Genomic DNA, 20,919 nt, shown 5'->3' on the forward strand with positions numbered 1-20,919 from the left:
CGGGTTGTTTTGGTTTTTATCGCGTGTGTTGCCGCCCTGCTATACCTTCAGTTGTCCCGAACCGGCTTTCCGGCCGGCAAACTGACCGCGGAATCCTGGCTTACCACTCCCGACCGGAAAAATTTAATGACACCCCAGCCGGTATCGGTCTTCAGCGGGACAGACAAATATGCCGACGCGGTCATCAATGTAGATGCCGGTCGGCAGTATCAGACGATGGAAGGTTTTGGCGCGGCCGTTACCGGTTCAAGCGCTTATTTGATCGGCGGGAAGCTGTCCGCTTCGCAGCGGGAGGCGCTTGTGGACGATTTGTTTACGGAAGACGGAATTCGGCTCAGCTACGTTCGCCATACGATCGGTGCTTCCGATTTTTCGGTGGATGGATCCGGCAAGCCGAGCAGCTACACCTATGACGATGTTCCTCCGGGAGAAACAGACTTTGAATTGAACAACTTCTCTGTTCGGCGGGACGCCCGGGTTATCGGTCTGCTGCGGGAAATCGTCAATAAAAATCAGCAGATCAAGGTCCTCGGCGCCCCCTGGACTGCTCCGCCCTGGATGAAATACGGAGAAACCGTATATAACGGCTGGTATTTGAATTATACCGACGAGCGGGTTTACCGCGCTTATGCCGACTATTTTGTCAAATATATTCAGGCATATGAAGCGGCGGGCGTTCCGATCAATGCGATTACGGTGCAAAATGAACCCGAATTCACCACCCCGGATTATCCGAGCATGAGCATGGGGGCGGAGGAGCAGGCGAAGTTTATAGGTGGCTACCTCGGCCCGGCCCTTGAGCGGAGCGGGCTGGACACCAAAATTATCGCCTTCGATCACAACTGGGATCTCGGTGAACCGTATGCGCGAACCGTGCTGGGCGAGAGGGAAGCGAACAAGTACACGGAGGGGACGGCTTATCACTGTTACAGCGGCGAGCCGGATGTTATGACCGAAGTCCATGACGCTTTTCCGGACAAGGCAATCTATTTTACGGAATGCAGCGGCGGGAGCTGGAGCGAGGATTTCGGAAATAACCTGAGCTGGCTGATGTCCAAGCTGCTTATCGGCGCCACCCGCAACTGGTCGGAGACGGTGCTGCTCTGGAATTTGGCGCTTGATCCGGAAGGCGGACCGGTAAACGGGGGCTGCGCGGATTGCCGCGGCGTCGTGACCATCGACCCGGAGAATGGGGCGGTCACCCGGAATGCGGAATATTACGCGCTGGGCCACGCCAGCAAATTCGTTGCCCCCGGAGCGGTCCGGATCGATTCCTCGCCGGCCGAAGCGGACATCGAGAACGTCGCGTTCCGCAACGCGGACGGAACGATCGTATTGATCGCCGCCAATACCGGCGAGACGCCGCGCACCGTCAAGGTGGTCTGGAAATCGCGTTCATTCGCTTATTCGTTGCCCGCGCATTCGGCGGTTACTTTCAGGTGGCCGGGCGGGTGATTGGTCAACCCGTTTGTCTGGAGCGACGGCTCTGCATATCGGGACCCTAGTCTTTCGCTAAACGATTGTATACGCGCTTATTTCGCCGAAAAGACGGGGGTTCAATTTCTAACGGATGCAGGCGCGCTTATTTGGGTACAAAAGGGTTCGAATCTGCAGAAAAAAGGCAAAATAGGCTCTGGCACAACCGTTAGAATGGCGGCCCCGCTTGAGGAGGTTATGCTTGGCTGATTGTCGCCTTCTTGATGGCCGCCTTCCTGATCATCAAGCGCCGTTTCTGGTTTTAAGCCTTAAAAAAGTTCTCAAACCCGTTGGGTGGGCTTGAGAACTTTGTCGTTTTTTCGAAACTATGGGCAGTCTCTATTGATCATTTTCATCTACGGAGACGAGGAGTTGATCGACCGTAATATTCAAAGCATCGCAAATCTGCTCAAGCGTGCGAATGTAGACTCTGTCCACCGAATCGGAACAGAGATGGTTAATGGTCGCTATCCGCATATTCATCGACAGGGCGAATTGTCTTTGCGAAATATTCCGTTCGGCGAGGATTTCCCGTAAGCGTATACGAATTTTCATAGCTCTTCCATGAATGACAGCGCCTTTTGAAAGAAGTGGTCACCCTCATGTTATCTCGCAAGCTAACGAAGTGCAAAAGTGCAGTCTATTCTCACCAAAATGCCCCAAAATAGCTGATCAAGTGCAAAAGTGCAGGCGATTTTTTCCATTTTGATCAAATTTGTCTCCAAACCCTATTTTCAACTGCACTTTTGCATTTCATTGGGCAAAGTTACCGATTTTAGCTTATTTCAAATGCACTTTTGCATTTGGAGCGGCCGGGCGTTGGAACCACGGGGGTATTTGGAGCGGTCGGGGCGTAGGAACTACGGGGCAGTTGGAGCATGTTGAGCTAGATCTTCTGATATAATAGAGTTGCTTGACGAAAATAGAAACCGGCGAGGTATAAATACACTAGAATCGTGTTTTGGTTATAGAACAGAAAGGATGGTCGGAAGCTGATGAAAATTTTTCACACGGCGGACTGGCATCTAGGTAAGTTAGTGCAGGGCGTATACATGACGGAGGATCAGAGGCACGTATTGCAGCAGTTTGTAAAAGAGATTGAAGCGGAGCGGCCGGATGTGGTGATCATTGCGGGCGACTTGTACGATCGGGCGGTTCCGCCGACGGAGGCCGTGCAATTGCTGGACGATCTGCTGGAGAACATCGTGCTGCGGCTCAAGGTGCCGGTGCTGGCGGTGGCCGGGAATCATGACAGCCCGACGCGGCTCGATTTCGGTCACCGCATTATGAGGGCGTCGGGATTACATATTGTAGGGCTGCTGTCCTCCCCGCTCGAACCAGTGGTGCTTCACGACGAACATGGGGAAGTTCATTTTCATCTCGTCCCTTATACTGAACCCGGCAAAATCCGGCAAACGTTCGGCGCGGAGGAAGTCCGCTCCCATGATGATGCAATGCGGGTCATCACGGACGCGATCAAGCGGACGATGGATAAGGGCGCGAGACATGTCTTGGTGGGACATGCCTTCGTGACGCCGCATGGGGAGCCGGAAATGAACACCAGCGATTCGGAGCGGCCGCTCGCGATCGGAGGAGCCGAGCATGTGAGCGCCCGGCATTTTGCCGGATTCCATTATACGGCGCTGGGACATTTGCATCAGGCGCATCTTGTCGGCGACGAAACGGTCCGTTATGCCGGCTCGCCGCTAAAGTATTCGATTTCCGAGGAGCATCACCGGAAAGGATATTTGATCGTCGAGCTGGATGGTACGGGGCAGGTGCGAGTGGAACAGCGGCCGCTTCTCCCAAGGCGCGATATGCGCACGGTGGAAGGGTTGATCTCCGATATCGAGCGCCATCCCGTCAACGAAGATTACGTATTTGTGCGTCTGCTGGACGAGGCGCTGGTGCTTGCGCCAATGGAGCGGGTTCGCTCGGTGTATCCGAACGCCATGCACGTGGAGCGGAAACAAGCGATCCGCAGCCTCACAGGAGATCTGCAGGAAACCCAGGGCCGCGCGCAAATGGACGGGTATTCTTTGTTCAGGGCTTTTTACCAGGAAGTTACGGGCGACGAGCCTTCCGCGGAAACGGAACGGCTGTTTGCCGAAACCTTGCAGGAAATCGTTTTGAAGGAAGGGGAACGGGATGAAGCCATTGAAGCTGACGATGACGGCATTCGGGCCGTATAAAGATACGGAAGTCATCGATTTCTCCGTGTTGGAGGAGCAGCGCCTGTTTGTGGTATCCGGGAATACCGGGGCGGGAAAAACCTCGATTTTCGATGCGATTTGTTTTGCCTTGTACGGCAGCGCCAGCGGGGAGGACCGTAACGACAGCAAAATGCTGCGCAGTCACTTCGCGGACGATCAAGTGTACACCTCGGTCGATTTCGAGTTCGAGCTGAAAGGACGCGTATACCGGGTGTACCGTCAGCTTGCTCACATCAAAGCGGGCAACAAGGTGGCGACGGGCGACCGGTACGAGCTGTATGAATTGGCAAATGGTGAAGAAGTTGCGCTGACCGACCGCCAGATCGTTTCGCAAATCGACCAAAAAATCCGTGAGCTCATCGGCTTGACCAAAGAGCAGTTCATTCAGATCGTTATGCTGCCGCAAGGCGAATTCCGCAAGCTGCTCACTTCGGAAACGGAAAACAAAGAGGAGATTTTGCGGCGGATTTTCAAGACCGGACTGTACAAGCACGTCGCCGACCACCTCAACGAAAAGCGCAAGGAAATGCAGCAAATTTGCCACAGTCTGCAAAAGACGCGGGATTTGTACATAGAGCAGGTCAAAAGCGCTTTGGACGGGCGCGAAGGCTCTGCGCTTTACAACGTTTTTCGGCAGGAATATTACAATACCCATCAAGTGCTTGAGGCGCTGGATCAGGAGATCGCCTATTACGCCGGGCAGGCGGAGGAGAAAAAGCAGCTGCTGGAGCGGGAAACGGCCGAGCAGCAGCGGCAGACCGCGTTGTATCATCAGGCCAAAAGCATCAACGAGCAGTTTGATCTCCTCGAGCAGAAAGCTGCAGCCGAACAGCAGTTGACCGAACAGGAGCCGGAATACCGGGAAAAAGCAGGGCGCCTTAAGCGGGCGGAGCAGGCCGTACATTTGCAGGTGTATGAACGGCATGACTTTGAGGCGGCGGACGATTTGGCGCGTAAAGAAAAGCTGCTGGAAGCGGCCCGAGCCCAAAGCGAGGCGGCCAAGCAGTTGCTGGAGACGGCGGCGGCCCGGTATGCCGAGGAGGAAGGCAGGAAGGCGGACAGGGAGCAGGCTTTGCGCGAGCTCGACCGGTTGCAGGGCTACCTGCCGACGGTCAAACAACTCGACGCCAGGCAGCAGCTAGTTGCTGGCCTTGCCGCAGAAGCCGAGAAGCTGTCCAAGCAGGCGGAGCAAGTTCAGCGCGAGTTAGAGCAGTTAAGGACGGAGCGGACCGCCAAAGGGGCCCAGGTTAAAGAAATCGAGCAGCGGGTCGCCTCTTTGCCGGATAAGTCCGCGAGATTGGCGGTTCTTAGGCAGCAGGCCCAGATCGTGCAGGAATATTTGAAGCAGTCCGAAAAAGCGAAAAAAGAGCTTCAGGCCGAACAAACGGCAAAAGCGGCTTACGATCATGCCAACGAGGCGTATACGGCGATGGAGGAGCTCTGGATGGAAGGACAGGCGGCCCTGCTCGCAAGCCTTTTGCAGGACGGCGAGGCCTGCCCGGTGTGCGGCAGCGTTCATCATCCCCGGAAGGCAGCGGCCTCGGGAGATGCCCCGGACAAAGAAGCGCTCGACCGGCTGCGCCGCGATAAATCGGCTGCCGAAAAAGCCTACCTGCAAGCGCAGGCGGAACTCGCCGCAACGCGGCGGCAAATGGACGAGCGCCTGCAGGAGGTGCGGGAACACGGATTTAATCCTTCCGATATCCGTCATGTTTTTGACGCGCTGGTGAAGGAAGGAAAAGCGCTCGCCGACGAGGAAAAAGCGCTCAAGGAGCAACACGCTGGGCTTTTGGAGCTACGCAAGGAGCTGGAAGCTCTGGATCAGCGGCTGGAGGAGCTGCGGATTCGCAAAGAGCAGGCCGACCATGCCTATCAGGAAAAGAAGACAAGCTACGCCCGGGAGAAGGCGCTGTTCGATCAGGCGCTAACGGCATTGCCCGAGGATGCGCGCAGTCTGGATCAGCTGGAAGAGCGGATTCGGCAGGCGGAGCAGCACAAAAATCGGCTGGAATCGGCGTGGCAGGAAGCCCAGCAGCGGTATCAGGAAGCAAGCGGACAGAACATCAAGGCCCAGGAAAACCGCAGCCACGCGGAGAGCCAGCTGACGGATGCACGGGCGCAGCGGGAGAAAGCCCGGCAAAATTATGCCGAAGCTTTGACCCAGGCCGGTTTTGCCACCGAGGCAGAGTATAAAGCCGTAAAAATGGCGGATGCCGAACGCCTGACGCTGAAGGAGCAAATCGAAGCCTACAATACGGCCGTCGCTGCCAATAGGGCGCAGCTTGAGGAAATGACGGCGCAATTGGCCGGCAAGGAACGGCGGGATCTGGCCTCCCTGGAGCTGCGGCTGCAGGAGCTTGAGCGTCAAGTGGAGGCGCTGCGGGCGGAGTGCCAGACAGCCGAAAGGCAATTCAAGGAAGCTGAGGAGAGCAAGGAGAAGATTGCGCGCGCGGAGCAAACGTGGCAGGATGCCGAACGGGAACATGGGCTGGTCAAAGAACTGTATGACGTCGTACGCGGGGAAAACAGCAAAAAAATCTCGTTCGAGCGTTATTTGCAAATCGAGTTTTTGGTCAAAATCATCCACCATGCCAACGAACGGCTGGCCCGGATGTCCGGCGGCCAATTTTATCTCGTCCGCAGCGAACGGATGGAGAAACGCGGGAAACAGAGCGGCCTTGGCCTCGACGTATTCGACAATTACACGGGCCAGCTGCGCGACGTCAAGACGTTGTCCGGCGGGGAAAAATTCAACGCATCGCTATGCCTCGCGCTCGGTATGGCTGACGTGATTCAGGCTTACGAAGGCGGGATTTCGCTGGAAACGATGTTCATCGACGAAGGCTTCGGTTCGCTGGACGAAGAATCGCTCAACAAGGCGATCGAAACGCTGATCGACCTGCAGCAATCGGGGCGGATGATCGGCGTGATCTCGCATGTTCAGGAGCTGAAGCAGGCGATCCCGGCCATTCTCGAGGTCAAGAAAACGAAAGAAGGCCACAGCTACACGCGTTTTGTGGTGAGCTGATTTATCGTTCATGGCGATGTATAGGGGATATGCATCCCTTATGGCAGCCGCGTAAAAAAAGATGACTTCGGCGGTTATCCGAGGCCATCTTTTTTCTGTTCGTAGATTTCCGAATATCAGCCGCCCAGTTGCGACTTTACCTGCTGAATTTCCTGGTTGTCGGCCATCATCGCCGGTTTGTAAAAGCCCTTGGATTGGGCGAGTTGAAACAGCTCGTATTGCGATGCTTCACAGTTGTTTCTGATCTGCTGAATCGTGGATCTCAACTGGGGATTGGCGCACTCCGAGATCACGTTGGTATAGGTGGTCAGGCTGCTTTTGACCATCGAAAGCGCATCGTTGACCATTTCTTTGTCTTGCATCATATTGACCTAATTCCTCCCTATTTCAAAAATGACATCAGCTGTTGTTTGGTGTTTAACGCGTCCTGGGCTGATTTCTGAAAATAAGCCTTCACCTGCGGGTCCGTGCATTGCTGCGCGTAAGTCAGCATTTTTTGGTTCTCCGTCTCATGGGCGCCAATCAGATGCCGCAGGTTCTGCAGCTCCTGTTCATTGATTTGGGTCATCCTGTTGCTCCTTTCATTTGGTATTCACTGGTTATTGTCTTCCGTTTGCGGACAAATATGCGGGCAGCCGTGTTTTTCCGTTCCAGGAAAGGGGAGTTTGGTGAAAGAATTGTGACGGCTTGCGTTCGAAACTTTGGAGGTTTGGGCCGAATCAACTGCAAAAATGCCTTCCATTTTCTATAAATTTCCGCTTTAGAGCGATTGAAATGCAAAAATACATCTGTTTTAGAGTGATTTGATCAAAAAGTATCTTTTGACCGGAAATGAACTGCACATTTGCATTTGAGGAGCCATTTTCGAGGGGGTTCGACGAAATCCGCATGCACTTTTGCATTTCGCGGGATTTGCTGGTCGTTCGTGGGATTTGCAGGTCATCCTCCTCCTGACTTGCCATCCCTAGATAGTGCTGTTTTTATCGCCAGCGTTTTACTGACCCGTGTCCTAAGTCATAGACATTATGAAAATAGTCACTGTGATTTTAGTGGTAATTGTTAAAATTTAGTAGTCCTATTAGGTGTCAGGTCTCAATTACTAGGATAAATTCAGCAAAAGCATCTAGTTTTGTTGTGTAAATCATCGTACAAGGTGGCGAATTTTATGATCTGGCCAGTCAAGCCGGGCAAATCAGATAGGCCAAACAACTCGAACAACCTAAACAACTCGAACAACCTAAACAAGCGAAGCAAATCAGTTAAGCCCAACACGCCTCAGCCGGTATTCTCCTCCGGACGGATCAAGTTTTTCAGATCGCTAACCGGAAAAATACTTGCCGTCCTGCTGTCGTTGATTGCGGTATGCGCCGTGTCTTTTGCGCTGGTCTCGTACGCGGAAATCCAAAGATCGATGACCAGCCAAATGAAAAGCGACGGGACAACCCTTGTGGCCAACATAAAAAGGGAAATCGTCAAGGATGAGCTGCTGAATTTGCAGGAATTGCAGCAGGTGTTTCAAACGATCAAACAAGACAGCGGCGGCAATATCGTCTACATTTCGCTTGCCGATGCTAAGGGGCAGGTGATCGTTTCGGACAGCAGCCTGCAAACGGAAGGGGGAGCCGGAGCGGCGGATGCTGTCTCTTCGGCTTCGACCGCCAACACTGGCAGCGATTTGTCGGCGGTCGTTGAGCGGCAGGAAACGCAGGGCCGCATTTTGGAAACGGCCGGCGGGGAGAAAGTCTACAATATTTCCACCGATTTTACGTACAGTCCGGAGCTTTCGGGGGCATTGAACGTGGGACTATCGCTCAAAAGCATGTACGGCCAGATCCGCGAGGCGCAGCTTGAAACGCTTGTTGTTTCGTTGATTATTTTCGTTTTGGCGGCGGGCATCGGGCTCGTCCTGGCGCGAAAAATGATCCGGCCGATCACCATGATGTCGGAGCGGATTAAAGGTTTTGCCGAAGGGGATTTCACTGGGGAATTGACTCATCACGGCAAGGATGAGATCGGGGCGATGGCCGGCGATCTGGTTCATATGCGGCAAACGTTGGGCGGAATGGTCGAAACGATTCAGAAGAACGCGGATCAAGTGTTTGCAAGTTCCCGGAAGCTTACTGCCATGATCGATGAAACTTCCTTTGCGGCCGGGGAAATCTCCAAAGCCGCGGATGAACTGGCGGCCGGATCCGGCGGTTTGGCGGAGAATTCACAGGCCGGGCTGGACCGGCTTAACCGTCTGGCGGCGGAAATTATGGCGCTGACAGAACGCGCGGACCGGATGAAAGCGAGCATTGAACAGACGCGGAAGGCCAACCATACCAGCATGAACAGCATGGAGCAGCTGCAGCAGGCCATTCGTGAAAATGCGGAGATCACCGTGAAAATCGAAGAACAGGTGAACGCGCTCAGCACCAAATCGGCAGCGATTACGGAGGTTGCGGCGGTGATCAAAGCGGTGGCAGGGCAAACGAATATGCTCGCCTTGAACGCCATGATCGAAAGCGCAAGAGCAGGCGAACAAGGGCGCGGTTTTGCCGTGGTCGCCGAACAAATCCGGGTTTTGTCGGAGCAGACGAGAGGAGCGGTTCAGGGGATCGAGGACATGGTTCGGGAAGTCGGCACGGCCGTGGCCGACGCCAAAAGCTATATGCAGCAGGGAGCCGAAGCCATCAATCGGACAAGCGCCGCGTCCCTGGAGACCGGACAAGCTTTCAACATGATAGATCACACGGTACAGCAAATCACCCAGGAAATCGAGGTGCTGGTCAGCGGCATTGCGCAGGTTAACGAAGACAAAGATGAGGTGATCGGAACGATCGAGAGCATGTCATCGATAGCGCAGGAGTCCACGGCCTCCACGGAGGAGATTTCGGCCTCCACGCAGCAGCAGCTGGCCAATATGGAGCAGGTATCGGCCTCCGCCAAAGGGCTGGAATCCATCGCGGATCAGCTCGGCAAATCGGTGGAACGGTTCAAATTTTGATTGGAACGCCCGTTCCCTAAGCCTTATAATTATGGACAAATATGTTCATTGAAAGGCGGGGAATAGGGTGAGTGTTGTGCCGGAAGTTCCGAGATTGGGCGTAGGGGCCGTTATTTTAAACGAGCGGGGCGAAATTTTATTGGTGCATCGAAACCGGGAGCCGGAAAAAGATACCTGGAGCATTCCCGGCGGAAAGGTGGACCCGTATGAAACGATGGAGTCCTGCGTTGTCCGCGAAATCAAAGAGGAAGTCGACCTCGACGTGGAAGTGAAGGGTTTGCTCTGCACGGCGGAACTGATCGAACCGGAGAAGGGAAATCACTGGGTTTCGGCGTTATATGAAGTGGCCGTGACGGGCGGAGAACCGCGCAATATGGAGGAGGGCGGCGCCATCGGAGAGGTGCGGTGGTTTTCACTGGACCGGCTTCCCGGCAATTTGGCCCGGTTTACCATGCCGGCAATCGCGCAATTGCAAAGGCGGAGCGAGGAAGGCTGACCTTGCTTTGGTGGAAAAATGACAAAACGGATGCTTCCTTCTATGGAGGCATCCGTTTTGTCGTTGGTCCTAATGTATCACAGGATCAGCCCTGCTTGCTGCAGCAACCGATCGATCATGACCGCCGTTTCGGCCCGGGTAAGTTGGCTGCGGGGCTGCAGTCCATTTCCGGCCCCTTGCACGATTCCCGCTTGAATCAGCGCCGAAACCGCCGGTTTTGCCCAATCCGCCAGGTTATCCCGATCGGCAAAACCCGATAAGACGCCATCGGTCTCCTCCTGGCTGACGTTATCCTCCAGTCCCAGCAGCCGGAAGGTCCGGGCGAGCATCGCCATCGCTTCCTGCCGCGTCAGACGTTCGTCCGGACGGAAGGTTCCGTCCGCATACCCCTGCAGGATCCCGTATTCTTTGGCAACGGCGGCCGACTTGCCGTATCCGTTTACGGGACCGGCATCGGAGAAGCTTGTTTCCGGCGAGTTGGGCATTTCGCCACCAAGACCCAAAGCACGGATCAGCATCTCCGTAAATTGGCCTCGCGACACGGGCTCGGCGGGTTTGAACAACAGCGGTTGACGCCGGCCGTTCCCTTCCGCCGCGCTGCCGGGCTCGGCGGCAAAACCTTGCACGATCCAGCGGGCGGCCAAATCGCCAATCGCCGGCCCGGCAAAGTGATCGGCAGGGACGTCCGCAAAAACGGTCTGTTTGCTGATCAGGGCAAAGCTTCCGCCCGACAAGCTGCTTACGGCGGCGATTTTCCGCCCGTCAGCCGACACGACGCGCATCGGCACCGGAGCGACGGTTCCGTCCTGGTGAATGACGATTGCCCCGGTTATATCGCCTGGCGCGGTTCCTTCAGGAAGCGGCAGCCCCTTTTCCACAAAAGCTCCAAACCGGTTCAGGTTTACCGTTTGTCCGTCGTACCGGGCGGCGATGCGGAAGTCGGCCGCCGGGGCCGCCAGGGTAAACCCGTTTGCGCTTGCTGCGGCTTGCGCAGCGTTTTGGCTGTCGGCCGAGCTCACGGCGATTTCAAGCAACACCGTGAGCCGATCCGTCGAAAGGGGTTCGCCGTTCGCTTCGGCGGCAAGCGGTGTCCATCGTTGGACGCCGGCCTCTGCGGCGGGCAGTATGAAATATCCGTTTGGCGTCCCCAATTCGATTCTTCCGCCGCGGCTATCCAGCGCTTGAACGACCGCTCCCGGCAATTCCACGACGATATTGCCGGCCGCTTGCCGCAAGCTGATGACGATGACCGGATTTTCCGCCGCGGACAGGATGTTCTCCGTTAGTTTAGCCGCGTTCAACTGAACTACGATGCTCGTGCGGCCCTCTGCTTCCTGAACCAGGCCCGTGCCGATTTGCTCCATCGTTTCCCCGTCCAGCTTCACCTGCACTTCCGCAGCCCGGTCCGCGCTTGGGGAAGGCGGATCGCCGGCCTTTTGAGTATTGCTGGCGGCGCGTTTTGAGCCGGAGCCGCGTGAAGGCGAGCCTCCACCGGAGTCCGGATCACCCGGCGGCGGGTCGGACGGATTCGAAGGGCCGTCAGGATCTGTCGGGTCGGTTGGATCAGTAGGATCGGTCTCTCCGGCTTTCCTGCTGGCCATGACCGTATACTTTTGGTGCGTTCCGTCCTCCGCCATGACGGCAAGCTCGATCCGATTGTCTCCTACCGCAAGCGGCAGAAGGGGACTGCTCTCTCCCGGCGTAAGGGGAAGCGGCCCCAACACAAGGATGGCTCCGCCGTTCGTGCCGGCGTACACGCTGGCCGTAACCGAGGAGCCGTTCCGGTAAACTTGCGTGGTGACGGTGACCGCGTTCACGCCGTTAGGCACCTCCGCCGTATAGTCGAACGCTTCCCCGGAAAAGGCCGGGCTTAAAAGAACCAGCTCACCCGCATTAGAAAAAACGTCCAAACTTTTCAAGGAAGCGCCTGACGGCTCGGGCGCGGGAATTTCCGTCCATTTCGCGTACAGGACCATATCGCCGGCCGGAAAGGTCAGAAGGCTGCCGGCCGCGTAGTTGGTTCCGCTCCCGTCCGGGGCCGTATTCCAGCCGCCGAAGGCATAACCCTCGCGCTGTAAGCCGCCCGCGCCCATCACGGTTGCCTGATCTCCTTGCGCGTACAGGGCGCTGTCTTGTGGAACGGAACCGCCCGTATGGCCGTTTCCGTCATAGATTAAGGTGTGGATGGCCGGTTTTTTGGTCGCAACCTTCAGCATGGAGTAAGCTTTTTTATTGCCGGTGCCGTCCTGAACGATGACGTTAAAATAGTAGGTTTTACCTTCCGACAAACCCGTCACCCGTTCGCTATCCTTGTTCGCTGCATATTCTCCGATCGGGGTTCCGTTCCCTTCGATTTCGCTCACGGTGGCAAGGTTGCCCTGTTCCGACATGTACAGCCGATACTTAAGCTCTTCCGCGTCGAGCAAATTGTCGCTCGCTTTGGCCCAACTGAGCGCAGCTTCGGTAAAGGTTACATCGCTAACGGTCAACACACTGTTTCCGGTATCCGGCGGAGTCGTGTCGAGCACGGCTTTTGATTTGACCGGTGAGAGTTGAGATTGGGACGTGCCGTTGGCAAGCTCGCCGGAAGAGTTAAGTCCCCATCCCCATACGGTCCCGTCCTTTTTCATCACCAAACTGGAAAAACCGCTCGCCGCGATAAGCCGGACATCTTCGATTCCTTCCACTTTTCGCGGGACATAGGAAGAGGATATCCCCGTTCCCAGCCCCAACTGACCTTGGCCGTTATTTCCCCAGCTCCACACGGCACCGTTCCCGTCCAGCGCCATGCTGTGGTAGCCGCCGCCGGAAATCGCCGCAACGTGCTCGAGACCTGCGATCTTAACCGGTGTGCTGCGGTTGGTTCGCGTTCCGTCCCCCAGCGTTCCGTACGTGTTCTGTCCCCAAGCCCAGGCGGTTCCGTCCGCTTTGAGCGCGAGCGCATGCGATCCGCCGGCCGCGATCGCCTTGACGCCGCTCAGGCCGGCAACCTGCACCGGGGTGGTGCGCTGCGTATTGGTTCCGTCGCCGAGCTCCCCGTTTCCATTATATCCCCAGGCCCAAACCGTCCCGTCGTTCTTCAGGGCCAGACTAAAGTATCCGCCCGCGGCGATCGCTTTGACGCCGGTTAAACCAGCCACTTGTACGGGCGTCGTGCTTTGGGTTGTCGTCCCGTCGCCGAGCTCCCCGTTGTCGTTTTTTCCCCAGGCCCAAACCGTTCCGTCCCTTTTCAGGGCCATGCTATGGTAGCTAAGCGCCCCGGATACGGCGATTACGTCCGATAATCCGGGGACCTGCCCGGGGACGGTGGAATTGTCCAATGAGCCTACGCCCAACTGGCCGTTGCTGTTGCTGCCCCACGTCCATACGGTTCCGTCCGCTTTCACCGCTATGGAACCCCGAACCCCCGAATCAACCGCTACGACTTCAGTCATTCCCTGAGCCTGAACGGGGTAAGCCCGGGAGGCCGAGGAACCGTTGCCCATCTGTCCGTAATCGCCGCGCCCCCAGGACCATACCTCTCCGCTGCTGGTGAGCGATACGCCATGATAATAACCGGCGGCAAGTATAGGAGCGACGACGAAATCCGCGGCATCCGCGTTAACCGTTTTGACCTGGAAAAAAGCCCCCGGCAATTGTGACGCCAAAACCAGGGATAAGATGCATTTTCCGAGCTTTCTCATGGATTTCTCCCTTCTTTTTGTTCATCACCGACATCCTATCAGAAGCTAATAGATTCGCATATTAACAAACGTTAACTTCCGGCTGATTTTCTCCTATAATGAGGGAAAGAACCGGAGAGGGAAGGACAGCCATGATGAAGCCTGTGAAAATATTGGATTTTGCGGAGGTATCCGCCGAACCACCGATGCTTAGGACGAAAATCACCCCGCCGGCCCTAAGAGGCAACCTCATTCCGCGGGACAGACTGACCGCTGCGATCGAGGCGGGCACGTCCGGGCGGCTCACTGTCGTACGGGCCCCCGCCGGCTTTGGCAAAACGACGCTGCTTGCCCAGTGGGCGCACGCGAGCGAGCACTTGTGCGCCTGGGTCGCGCTGGATGAACGGGACAACGACCCGGTTCGTTTCTGGCGTTATATCGCCGGTTCTATCGCCTCCGCCGTATCGGGGCGCCAGGGGGCGCGGATTCGGCGGCTGGCCGCGTCCATGCCGGGGTTGTCCCGGGATGCGTTTCTGGATGCGCTGCTGAATGAACTGTTCGAGTTGCCCAAAGCGCTGACGCTGGCGCTGGATGATCTGCATGCGATCACGGATCAGGGCATTCATGACGGCTTGTCCTATTTCATTGAATATTTGCCGCCAGGCGTGCACGTTTTGACCGCTACCCGTACGGAGCTTCCTTTTTCGGCGATTAAATGGAAGGCCCAGGGCCAAAGCGCGGAAATCGCGATCCCGGAGCTGCAGTTCACCTCCGAAGAAGCCGAACGGTATTTCAGGCAGGCGGCGGGGAGCGCGTCTACGCTGCGGGAGCTTTCCCTGGAGCAAATCCAACGCCTGGCGGAGAGGACGGAAGGATGGATTGCGGGCATGCAGCTTTTTGCACTTTCGCTGAACTCCCGGCCCGAAGGCACTAACTTCCCGGCGGATTTCCGGGATAATCCCCGGCATATCGCCGACTATCTGTTTCATGAGGTCGTGTCGCGGCTGCCGGAAGGAATCTATCCGTTTTTGCTGAAAACGTCGATTCTGTCCCGGCTTGATGCCGCCGTTTGCGATGCCGTGACAAAGCAGGGGGGAAGCCGGGAGAAGCTGGAGGCGCTCCAGCAGCTTAATTTGTTTATCGTACCTTTAAGCGGCAGCCAGACCTGGTTCAGGTACCATCATCTGTTCGCCCGCTTCCTGCAGGAGCAGCTGCGGCGGAATGATCCGGCCGAATGGTCCGGGCTGCACCGCCGGGCGGCGGAATATTTCGCCGGGCAGGGAGACATGGATGAAGCGATTGATCATGCCGTATCGGCGGAGGATTTTTCCCTTGCGGCAGCTTATTTGGAGCGGCATGTCAAGGCCGTGATGGAACGCGGCGAATTCCGCACGCTGCTGCGCTGGTTCGGCTGTTTTCCCGGAGAGGATTCGCTGCCTTTGGAGTTGGCTTTGGTGTACGCCTTTGTCCGGGCGCTGACGGGCGATTTACCGGGGGCTGAGCGCATGCTGGGGCGGATTGAACAAGCTTGCGGCGGGGTGGAGGTCTCGGAGGCGCGCGGCAAATTGCAAAGCGGCATACTGTTTGTCCGCTCCAATCTCGTTTTCCTGAGCGGGGACTTCGGCAAATGGCTCGCTTCCGGCCGGGGAATTTTAGAGGGGCGTCTGCCCGACAATCCGCTATACTACAATTTTGACTACAACAAACAGGAGCCGCTGGTCAGGCGCACCCCGATGGGGCTGAACGGAGTTTTGTCCAAGGATACGGAAGCGATTGGCCTACTCTTTACAGGTATGCTCGATGCCCGCGGCTGGAAGGATTCCCTGATCAATCTGTACGTCAAGCAGTCGCTGTGCGAAGGCTATTACGAATGGAACCGCCTGGAGGAGAGCCGCAGGCTCCTTGCCGAGGTGGGGCAAGCCATTGCCGGCCGCAACATCGCCGGCCTGCTCATCCCGAACCGCATCATGGCCGTCCGGCTGTATGCCGCAGAGGGGAAATTTGAGCTTGCCCATGTGACGATCGATGAAGCGGCGGACGGGCTTGATCCCCCGCAGCGCGAATTATGGCTGCCGGTTTTGCGGGCGCTGCGCTGCCGCGTTTTTTTGCAGGAGGGAAAATTGGCCGAAGTCAAAAAAGAACTGGCCCGCCTGGACATTTCCGCGAAGGACAAGCCGACCTACAACAAGGAGTTTCAATATATTTCGCTGGTACGCCTGCTTGCAAGGCAGCGGAAAGAAGAGGAGGCGCTGCGGCTGCTCGAACTGTTGAAGCCGCAAGCGGAAAGGGAACGCCAGCTTTCCGGCATCGTGGAAATAACGCTGCTGCAGGCGTTGGCGGAGTTCAAACTGGGGCGGCGAACGAACTCGCTAAGCAGGCTTCATGAGACGCTCGCGTTGGGAGAACAAAACGGATATATCCGCAGTTTTCTCGACGAAGGGCCGGAGATGCTGCGTTTGCTGAAAGCGTACCGTTCCAGCCGCTCGGGCCATCAGGATGAGGAGGGCACCCCGGAAGGGGGAGGCGGCGGCCTCGTCTCCGACGGTTACATCGAGGCGCTGATTTGCCGCTTCCCGGATGGGGATGCCGCAGCGGACAGCCGCAAGCCAGGCGCTTCATTGGTTGAGCCGCCGAGCCGGAGCGAGCTGGAGCTGCTGGAGCTGCTCCGGCAGGGTGCGGCCAACAAGCAAATCGCCCAAACGCTGGGCTTGTCCGAGGGCACCGTGCGGGTGTATCTGTCGCGCCTGTACGGGAAGCTGAACGTATCCTCCCGCACCCAGGCGCTCGCCGCCGCGCAGGAGCTGCGGCTGCTGGAGGAGTAAGCGGCCGCAGCCTAAGCGAGAGCCGCCTCGACAAAATGCCCCGGACCGTCGTTGGCAAGGTCGGGGGCAGATGATGGATATGGAAGCGTGAGCTCCTGATTGCGCCTTACGGCAGCACTTTTTAAGGCAGAACGTTTTAAGGCAGCACGTTTTAAGGCAGCACGTTGCCCGCCGCGCGGTAAATTTCGTACCATTCCTCGCGAGTGAGGCGAATGTCGGCCGCTTTGCAGCAATCTTTAAGCCGCTCGGCGTTCATCGTGCCGGTCACCGGCTGCATCTGCGCTGGATGGCGAAGCAGCCAGGCGATCGCGATGGTCGTGTTGGTTACGCCGTATTTGCCGGCGATTTCGTCGATTTTTTGATTGAGCTCGGGGAATTTATCGCTTCCCAGGAACACGCCTTCGAAAAATCCGTATTGGAACGGCGACCACGGTTGAATCGTAATGTCGTGCAGCCGGCAGAAATCGAGCACGCTGCCGTCGCGGTTTACGGCCGAGGCGTTTTCCATGTTGACGTTGATGCCGCTTGAAATCATCGTGGCGTTGGTGATGCTGAGCTGCAGCTGGTTGGCCACGATCGGTTGTTTGACGTGTTTTTTCAGCAGCTGGATCTGCATCGGATTCTGGTTGGAAACACCAAAATGGCGTACCTTGCCGGAGCTTTGCAGTTGATCGAATGCTTCGGCGACTTCCTCCGGTTCTACAAGGGTGTCGGGGCGGTGCAGCAGCAGCACGTCAAGATAATCGGTTTTCAGCCGTTTCAGGCTGCCGTCGACGGAGGCCAAAATATGTTCCTTGGAAAAGTCGAAGCTTCCTTGGCGAATGCCGCATTTCGACTGCAGGATGATCTTTTCCCGGACATCGCCCGTCATATGGATAGCTTCGGCGAAAACTTCCTCGCAGGCTCCGCCGCCGTAAATATCGGCGTGATCGAAAAAGTTGGCCCCTTCCTCCATCGCGGTTTGCACAAAACGTTCCGCCGCGGGTTTGTCCAAAGAATTTATGCGCATGCAGCCGACGGCCACGACCGGCACTTCCAGCGAGCTCGTTCCAAGCTTGATCGTTCTCATTCGTGATTCCTCCTTAAAGCGGATTAGGTGCTGGGTTGTTCGGTTTTGATAATATGAAAGCGATGCCACAAGATCATGCGGAACAGCCCGGCCCTCCATTATTTTGACATAGGGGAGACGCGGTTTTCAAGGGCAGCCGCAATTTAGTTTATTGTTAATCCGGGCGGGACGAGTATAATGGTACTGTAAAAAAGAAAGCTAGGTCGTGCAGGTGTGCGAAAAAATACGGCAGCAAAGGAATGCATTTATGATGAAACCAATCGACAGAGAGCAAGTGGAGAAGGAGCTTCGGGCTTTTACTGGCGCGGTAGCGTATGTTCACGGCGAGGCGACTTCTTATATGTTCGTACGCAATTTTAAAGTGAGTGTGACGGAAGCTTTTATCGCCGGGGAAGGTCCTTACCGGACCGCGCTGCGGTTTGACGGGCACGGCTGGCTGCGCATCGAGGAGCTCACGCATTATGAGGTAGACGAGCGGGGGCGCCTTTTACTGGCGGGCTATGATGAGCGGGGCCGGATGAACGTAGCCTTGCATCTTGGAAAGGAGCCGTTTCCGGAATGAATAAAACGAATCTGACAGAACAACGTACACGCAAACTGCTGGCCGTCTTCGCTCACCCGGACGACGAGAGCTTTATTTGCGGGGCAACTTTGGCCAAATACGCCCATGAGGGTGTGGAAATCACGCTGGTCAGCGCCACGCGGGGCGAGATGGGGCGGCGCATGGGCAATCCCCTGTATTTGAACAGGGAGACGATGGGCGCGGCCCGGGAACAGGAGCTGCGGAATGCGTGCGCCAGCCTCGGCATCCGCGATTTGCGGTTTTTGGACATTCGCGACAAAACGGTTGAGTTTATCGACGAGGAGCTGTTGATCGGCCGCATCGCCGGATTGATGGAGGAGATCGAGCCGGATGTGGTGCTTACTTTCCATGAGAAGCTAGGCGGCCATCCCGACCACTGCGCAATAGGCAAGGCGACAACGGCGGCCTTCCGGCGGCTCGGCGAGCGGGGAGCGTTATATTTCATTTCTTTCGGCGATGCCATGGAGCGGCCGGAGGTTTTTGGCTACACCCGCAGCGATATCGTAAAAATCGAAGTGCAGAGCCACTTGCCGGCTAAGCTGGCCGCATTCCGGGACCATCGCTGCCAGTCGGAAATCGAGGCCTGGGTTTGGCAGCCGGACCAAGAGGCGCTTAAGCGGTTTGGGCGTTACGAATATTTTATCAGAGGAAACCGTCAGGGGGCGTCCGGGAGTGCAGGGAGTACCGGGAATGGCGGGAGTGCAGCGGAAGCGGCGAAGGCGGGCGATTTGTTCGTTTACTGATAAGGCGATAAACATAAGGGCAAAAAATACAAAGTTGTAGACCTAATATTTTCCACATTTCCGCGATTGCTCAGGTTTTCGAATCGAAACTATCGTGCGCCAGAGATCTAACGGTTGTAGCAGCGGCTATTTTGCGAAAAAAGCCCTTTTCTAAATTTTAACGGTTGTGAGCGTCGTTATTTACCTGAATCTAAGCAAAATTGGCTGGGTTTCAGTGAAATAAGCGCCATGGCAACCGTTAGAATTTGAAATCAACGTTTTTGGAACAAATAGCGCTTGTGGCAACCGTTAGAATAGTTGTGTGAATTTGATGCAACGCTAGTGAAATTAATGTCGCTACATTTCAGTGGGGCCATCATAGTCATCTACATGACTTTTGATGGCCCCACTTTCGTTTAAACTAGGAAAACGCTCAACGGTAGGCCCAATTCTCCGCGGTTCCCGACAAACTATCTCGTGAACGACTGGATAAACCCGGCCATTTCCTTGCTGGCCTGGTTAAGGCGGTCGATGACCTCGCTGAATTCATTGACGAGCTCCGCCTGAACATTGGAGGAGGCGGCGATCGATTGAATTTCCCTTTCCATCTGCTCGATGGAGCGTTGTACGGTAACCAGCGATTTTTCGATGTTCTGCGTCGCCTCTTTGGAATGGACCGACAGCTTGCGGACTTCGTTCGCCACAACTCCGAAGCCGGCTCCAAGCTCGCCCACGCGAGCGGCCTCGATGGCGGCGTTCAGGCCCAGCAGATTCGTTTGCTCGGAAATTTCGCGGATAAGTCCGGCCACTTTGCCTACCTGTTCCGAATCCTCTACCGTCTTGCGGGTGTTTTCGAGAATTTGCTCGGTTGTCGCGGACAGTTCCTCCGAATGGGCCGCCACGTTCTGAACCATATCGACCAAATGGCCGGTGATCCCGTTCACTTCCTCCATCAACGCTTCAAGCTTTTGTTCATTTTCCAGCGTGTACGCGATGGCAAATGCCCCGATGACTTCCTGATCCTGACCGTAAATGGGCACGCCCGCGGAAATGACCGGATTGCCGTAAATTTCCGCCGGAAGCCGGTTGATCGTTCTTTGTCCGGCCAAGGCATTCATCAGGGTCGGATCTTCGGGAGGGACCGGACTTCCTTTGACCAGACCGAAATCCAGCGTCCGGCTGGGAGCGTAATAATGAAAAATCTCCCGGTCCGTAATACCGATCATAATATCCTGGGAATGAATTTGCTTGAAATAAGGTGCGGCTTGTACCAGTGCAGCAATAATATCCATGTATGTTCTTGTCCTCCCCCTGATATAGATGCGTATAAGAAAATATCGGCATTTGATGATTTTTTTTAATATAAAAGAATTTAAAATTTTGTCAGCTTCCTAGTTTGCAGAACGATAATAGAATCGTAGGTGCCGATGAATATAAACCATGCGGAAAGCCTGGAAATTACGCTATAGCAGCGGGTTCCGGGCTTTTTTGGGGGTTCAACCTAGAAATCGGCGCTTGGCAACCGGCGACTGGAACGACGAAGAACCGTAGGCCTTCAAAATAGCGGAACTTTATGTTCTTATTTTCCGAAGCCAAGCATGTTTATCCCCATTAGCGGAATTTTTTGTCCTTATTTTCTTATGAAGGGTCCCAGAACGCAGGCATTCCCTTGCGATTCGAGAAAATAGCGACATAAACTTCCTCTATTTCACGCAAATGGACGGGGATCGCCGGAATAGCGACATTTTTTGTCCTTATGTTTTGCGCTGAGCTTTCTTTGCAAAATAAAATGGGAATTTATTGTAATTCCCCAAATAAATATTATATGTCAACTTGTTTCGGCTTCTAGAAAACTACAT

14 protein-coding genes are annotated in these 20,919 nt (G+C 55.7%); 8 read left to right on the forward strand and 6 right to left on the reverse strand.

The features are described 5' to 3' along the window. The first annotated feature begins 9 nt into the window (after positions 1-9). A complete protein-coding gene (locus tag ACLD72_RS16025; protein WP_458475941.1) occupies positions 10-1,455 on the forward strand; it encodes a glycoside hydrolase family 30 protein in 1,446 nt (481 codons plus the stop codon). A gap of 360 nt (positions 1,456-1,815) precedes the next feature. Here ACLD72_RS16025 and ACLD72_RS16030 read toward each other — a convergent pair whose 3' ends face one another. After that, positions 1,816-2,031, reverse strand: a complete 216-nt coding sequence (locus tag ACLD72_RS16030) for a helix-turn-helix domain-containing protein (RefSeq protein ID WP_251590822.1) — start codon at positions 2,029-2,031, stop codon at positions 1,816-1,818. Between the two features lie 440 nt (positions 2,032-2,471). Here ACLD72_RS16030 and ACLD72_RS16035 point away from each other — a divergent pair, with 440 nt between their 5' ends. Both ACLD72_RS16035 and ACLD72_RS16040 read left to right on the forward strand, forming a co-directional pair. After that, the gene (locus tag ACLD72_RS16035) at positions 2,472-3,668 is read left to right on the forward strand and encodes an exonuclease SbcCD subunit D (protein WP_410996767.1); all 1,197 of its coding nucleotides are present in this window, start codon (positions 2,472-2,474) and stop codon (positions 3,666-3,668) included. Then, the gene (locus tag ACLD72_RS16040) at positions 3,625-6,717 is read left to right on the forward strand and encodes an AAA family ATPase (protein WP_410996769.1); all 3,093 of its coding nucleotides are present in this window, start codon (positions 3,625-3,627) and stop codon (positions 6,715-6,717) included. The genes ACLD72_RS16035 and ACLD72_RS16040 overlap by 44 nt, the downstream gene beginning before the upstream one ends. A 116-nt stretch (positions 6,718-6,833) precedes the next feature. Here ACLD72_RS16040 and ACLD72_RS16045 read toward each other — a convergent pair whose 3' ends face one another. Both ACLD72_RS16045 and ACLD72_RS16050 read right to left on the reverse strand, forming a co-directional pair. Continuing rightward, complete coding sequence (locus ACLD72_RS16045; RefSeq protein ID WP_128631854.1) at positions 6,834-7,082, reverse strand: spore coat protein; 249 nt, start codon at positions 7,080-7,082, stop codon at positions 6,834-6,836. Between the two features lie 17 nt (positions 7,083-7,099). After that, positions 7,100-7,285, reverse strand: coding sequence for a hypothetical protein (locus tag ACLD72_RS16050; RefSeq protein WP_128631855.1), 186 nt, complete (start codon positions 7,283-7,285; stop codon positions 7,100-7,102). A 597-nt stretch (positions 7,286-7,882) separates the two neighbouring features. Between ACLD72_RS16050 and ACLD72_RS16055 the strand changes: the two genes are divergently transcribed. Continuing rightward, a complete protein-coding gene (locus ACLD72_RS16055) occupies positions 7,883-9,706 on the forward strand; it encodes a methyl-accepting chemotaxis protein (RefSeq protein ID WP_410996771.1) in 1,824 nt (607 codons plus the stop codon). A gap of 67 nt (positions 9,707-9,773) precedes the next feature. Beyond that, entirely contained in the window at positions 9,774-10,202 is a 429-nt protein-coding gene (locus ACLD72_RS16060; protein ID WP_410996773.1) for an NUDIX domain-containing protein, read from the forward strand. A gap of 77 nt (positions 10,203-10,279) precedes the next feature. Here the strand turns inward: ACLD72_RS16060 and ACLD72_RS16065 are convergent, their stop codons facing one another. Further along, positions 10,280-13,885 carry an RCC1 domain-containing protein gene (locus ACLD72_RS16065; protein WP_410996774.1) on the reverse strand — a complete coding sequence of 1,202 codons (3,606 nt, stop codon included), beginning with the start codon at positions 13,883-13,885 and terminating at the stop codon, positions 10,280-10,282. 134 nt (positions 13,886-14,019) lie between these two features. On the opposite strand from ACLD72_RS16065, the gene ACLD72_RS16070 reads away from it, so the two are divergent. After that, on the forward strand, positions 14,020-16,686 hold the full coding sequence (locus tag ACLD72_RS16070; RefSeq protein WP_458475945.1) for a LuxR C-terminal-related transcriptional regulator: 2,667 nt from the start codon (positions 14,020-14,022) through the stop codon (positions 16,684-16,686). 151 nt (positions 16,687-16,837) lie between these two features. Here ACLD72_RS16070 and ACLD72_RS16075 read toward each other — a convergent pair whose 3' ends face one another. After that, positions 16,838-17,755: an aldo/keto reductase family oxidoreductase gene (locus ACLD72_RS16075; RefSeq protein WP_410996778.1), complete on the reverse strand. Its 918-nt coding sequence runs from the start codon at positions 17,753-17,755 to the stop codon at positions 16,838-16,840. 250 nt (positions 17,756-18,005) lie between these two features. Between ACLD72_RS16075 and ACLD72_RS16080 the strand changes: the two genes are divergently transcribed. Together ACLD72_RS16080 and ACLD72_RS16085 are read left to right on the forward strand one after the other, a co-directional pair. Beyond that, positions 18,006-18,317, forward strand: coding sequence for a DUF1806 family protein (locus ACLD72_RS16080; RefSeq protein ID WP_458475948.1), 312 nt, complete (start codon positions 18,006-18,008; stop codon positions 18,315-18,317). Continuing rightward, positions 18,314-19,081 (forward strand): PIG-L family deacetylase, encoded by a 768-nt coding sequence (locus ACLD72_RS16085; RefSeq protein ID WP_410996782.1) that lies wholly within the window; start codon positions 18,314-18,316, stop codon positions 19,079-19,081. Before ACLD72_RS16080 ends, ACLD72_RS16085 begins: the two co-directional genes overlap by 4 nt. A gap of 449 nt (positions 19,082-19,530) precedes the next feature. Here the strand turns inward: ACLD72_RS16085 and ACLD72_RS16090 are convergent, their stop codons facing one another. Further along, a complete protein-coding gene (locus tag ACLD72_RS16090) occupies positions 19,531-20,352 on the reverse strand; it encodes a methyl-accepting chemotaxis protein (RefSeq protein ID WP_251590803.1) in 822 nt (273 codons plus the stop codon). Positions 20,353-20,919: the final 567 nt, after the last annotated feature.

The sequence above is a fragment of the Paenibacillus lacisediminis genome (assembly GCF_046567315.2).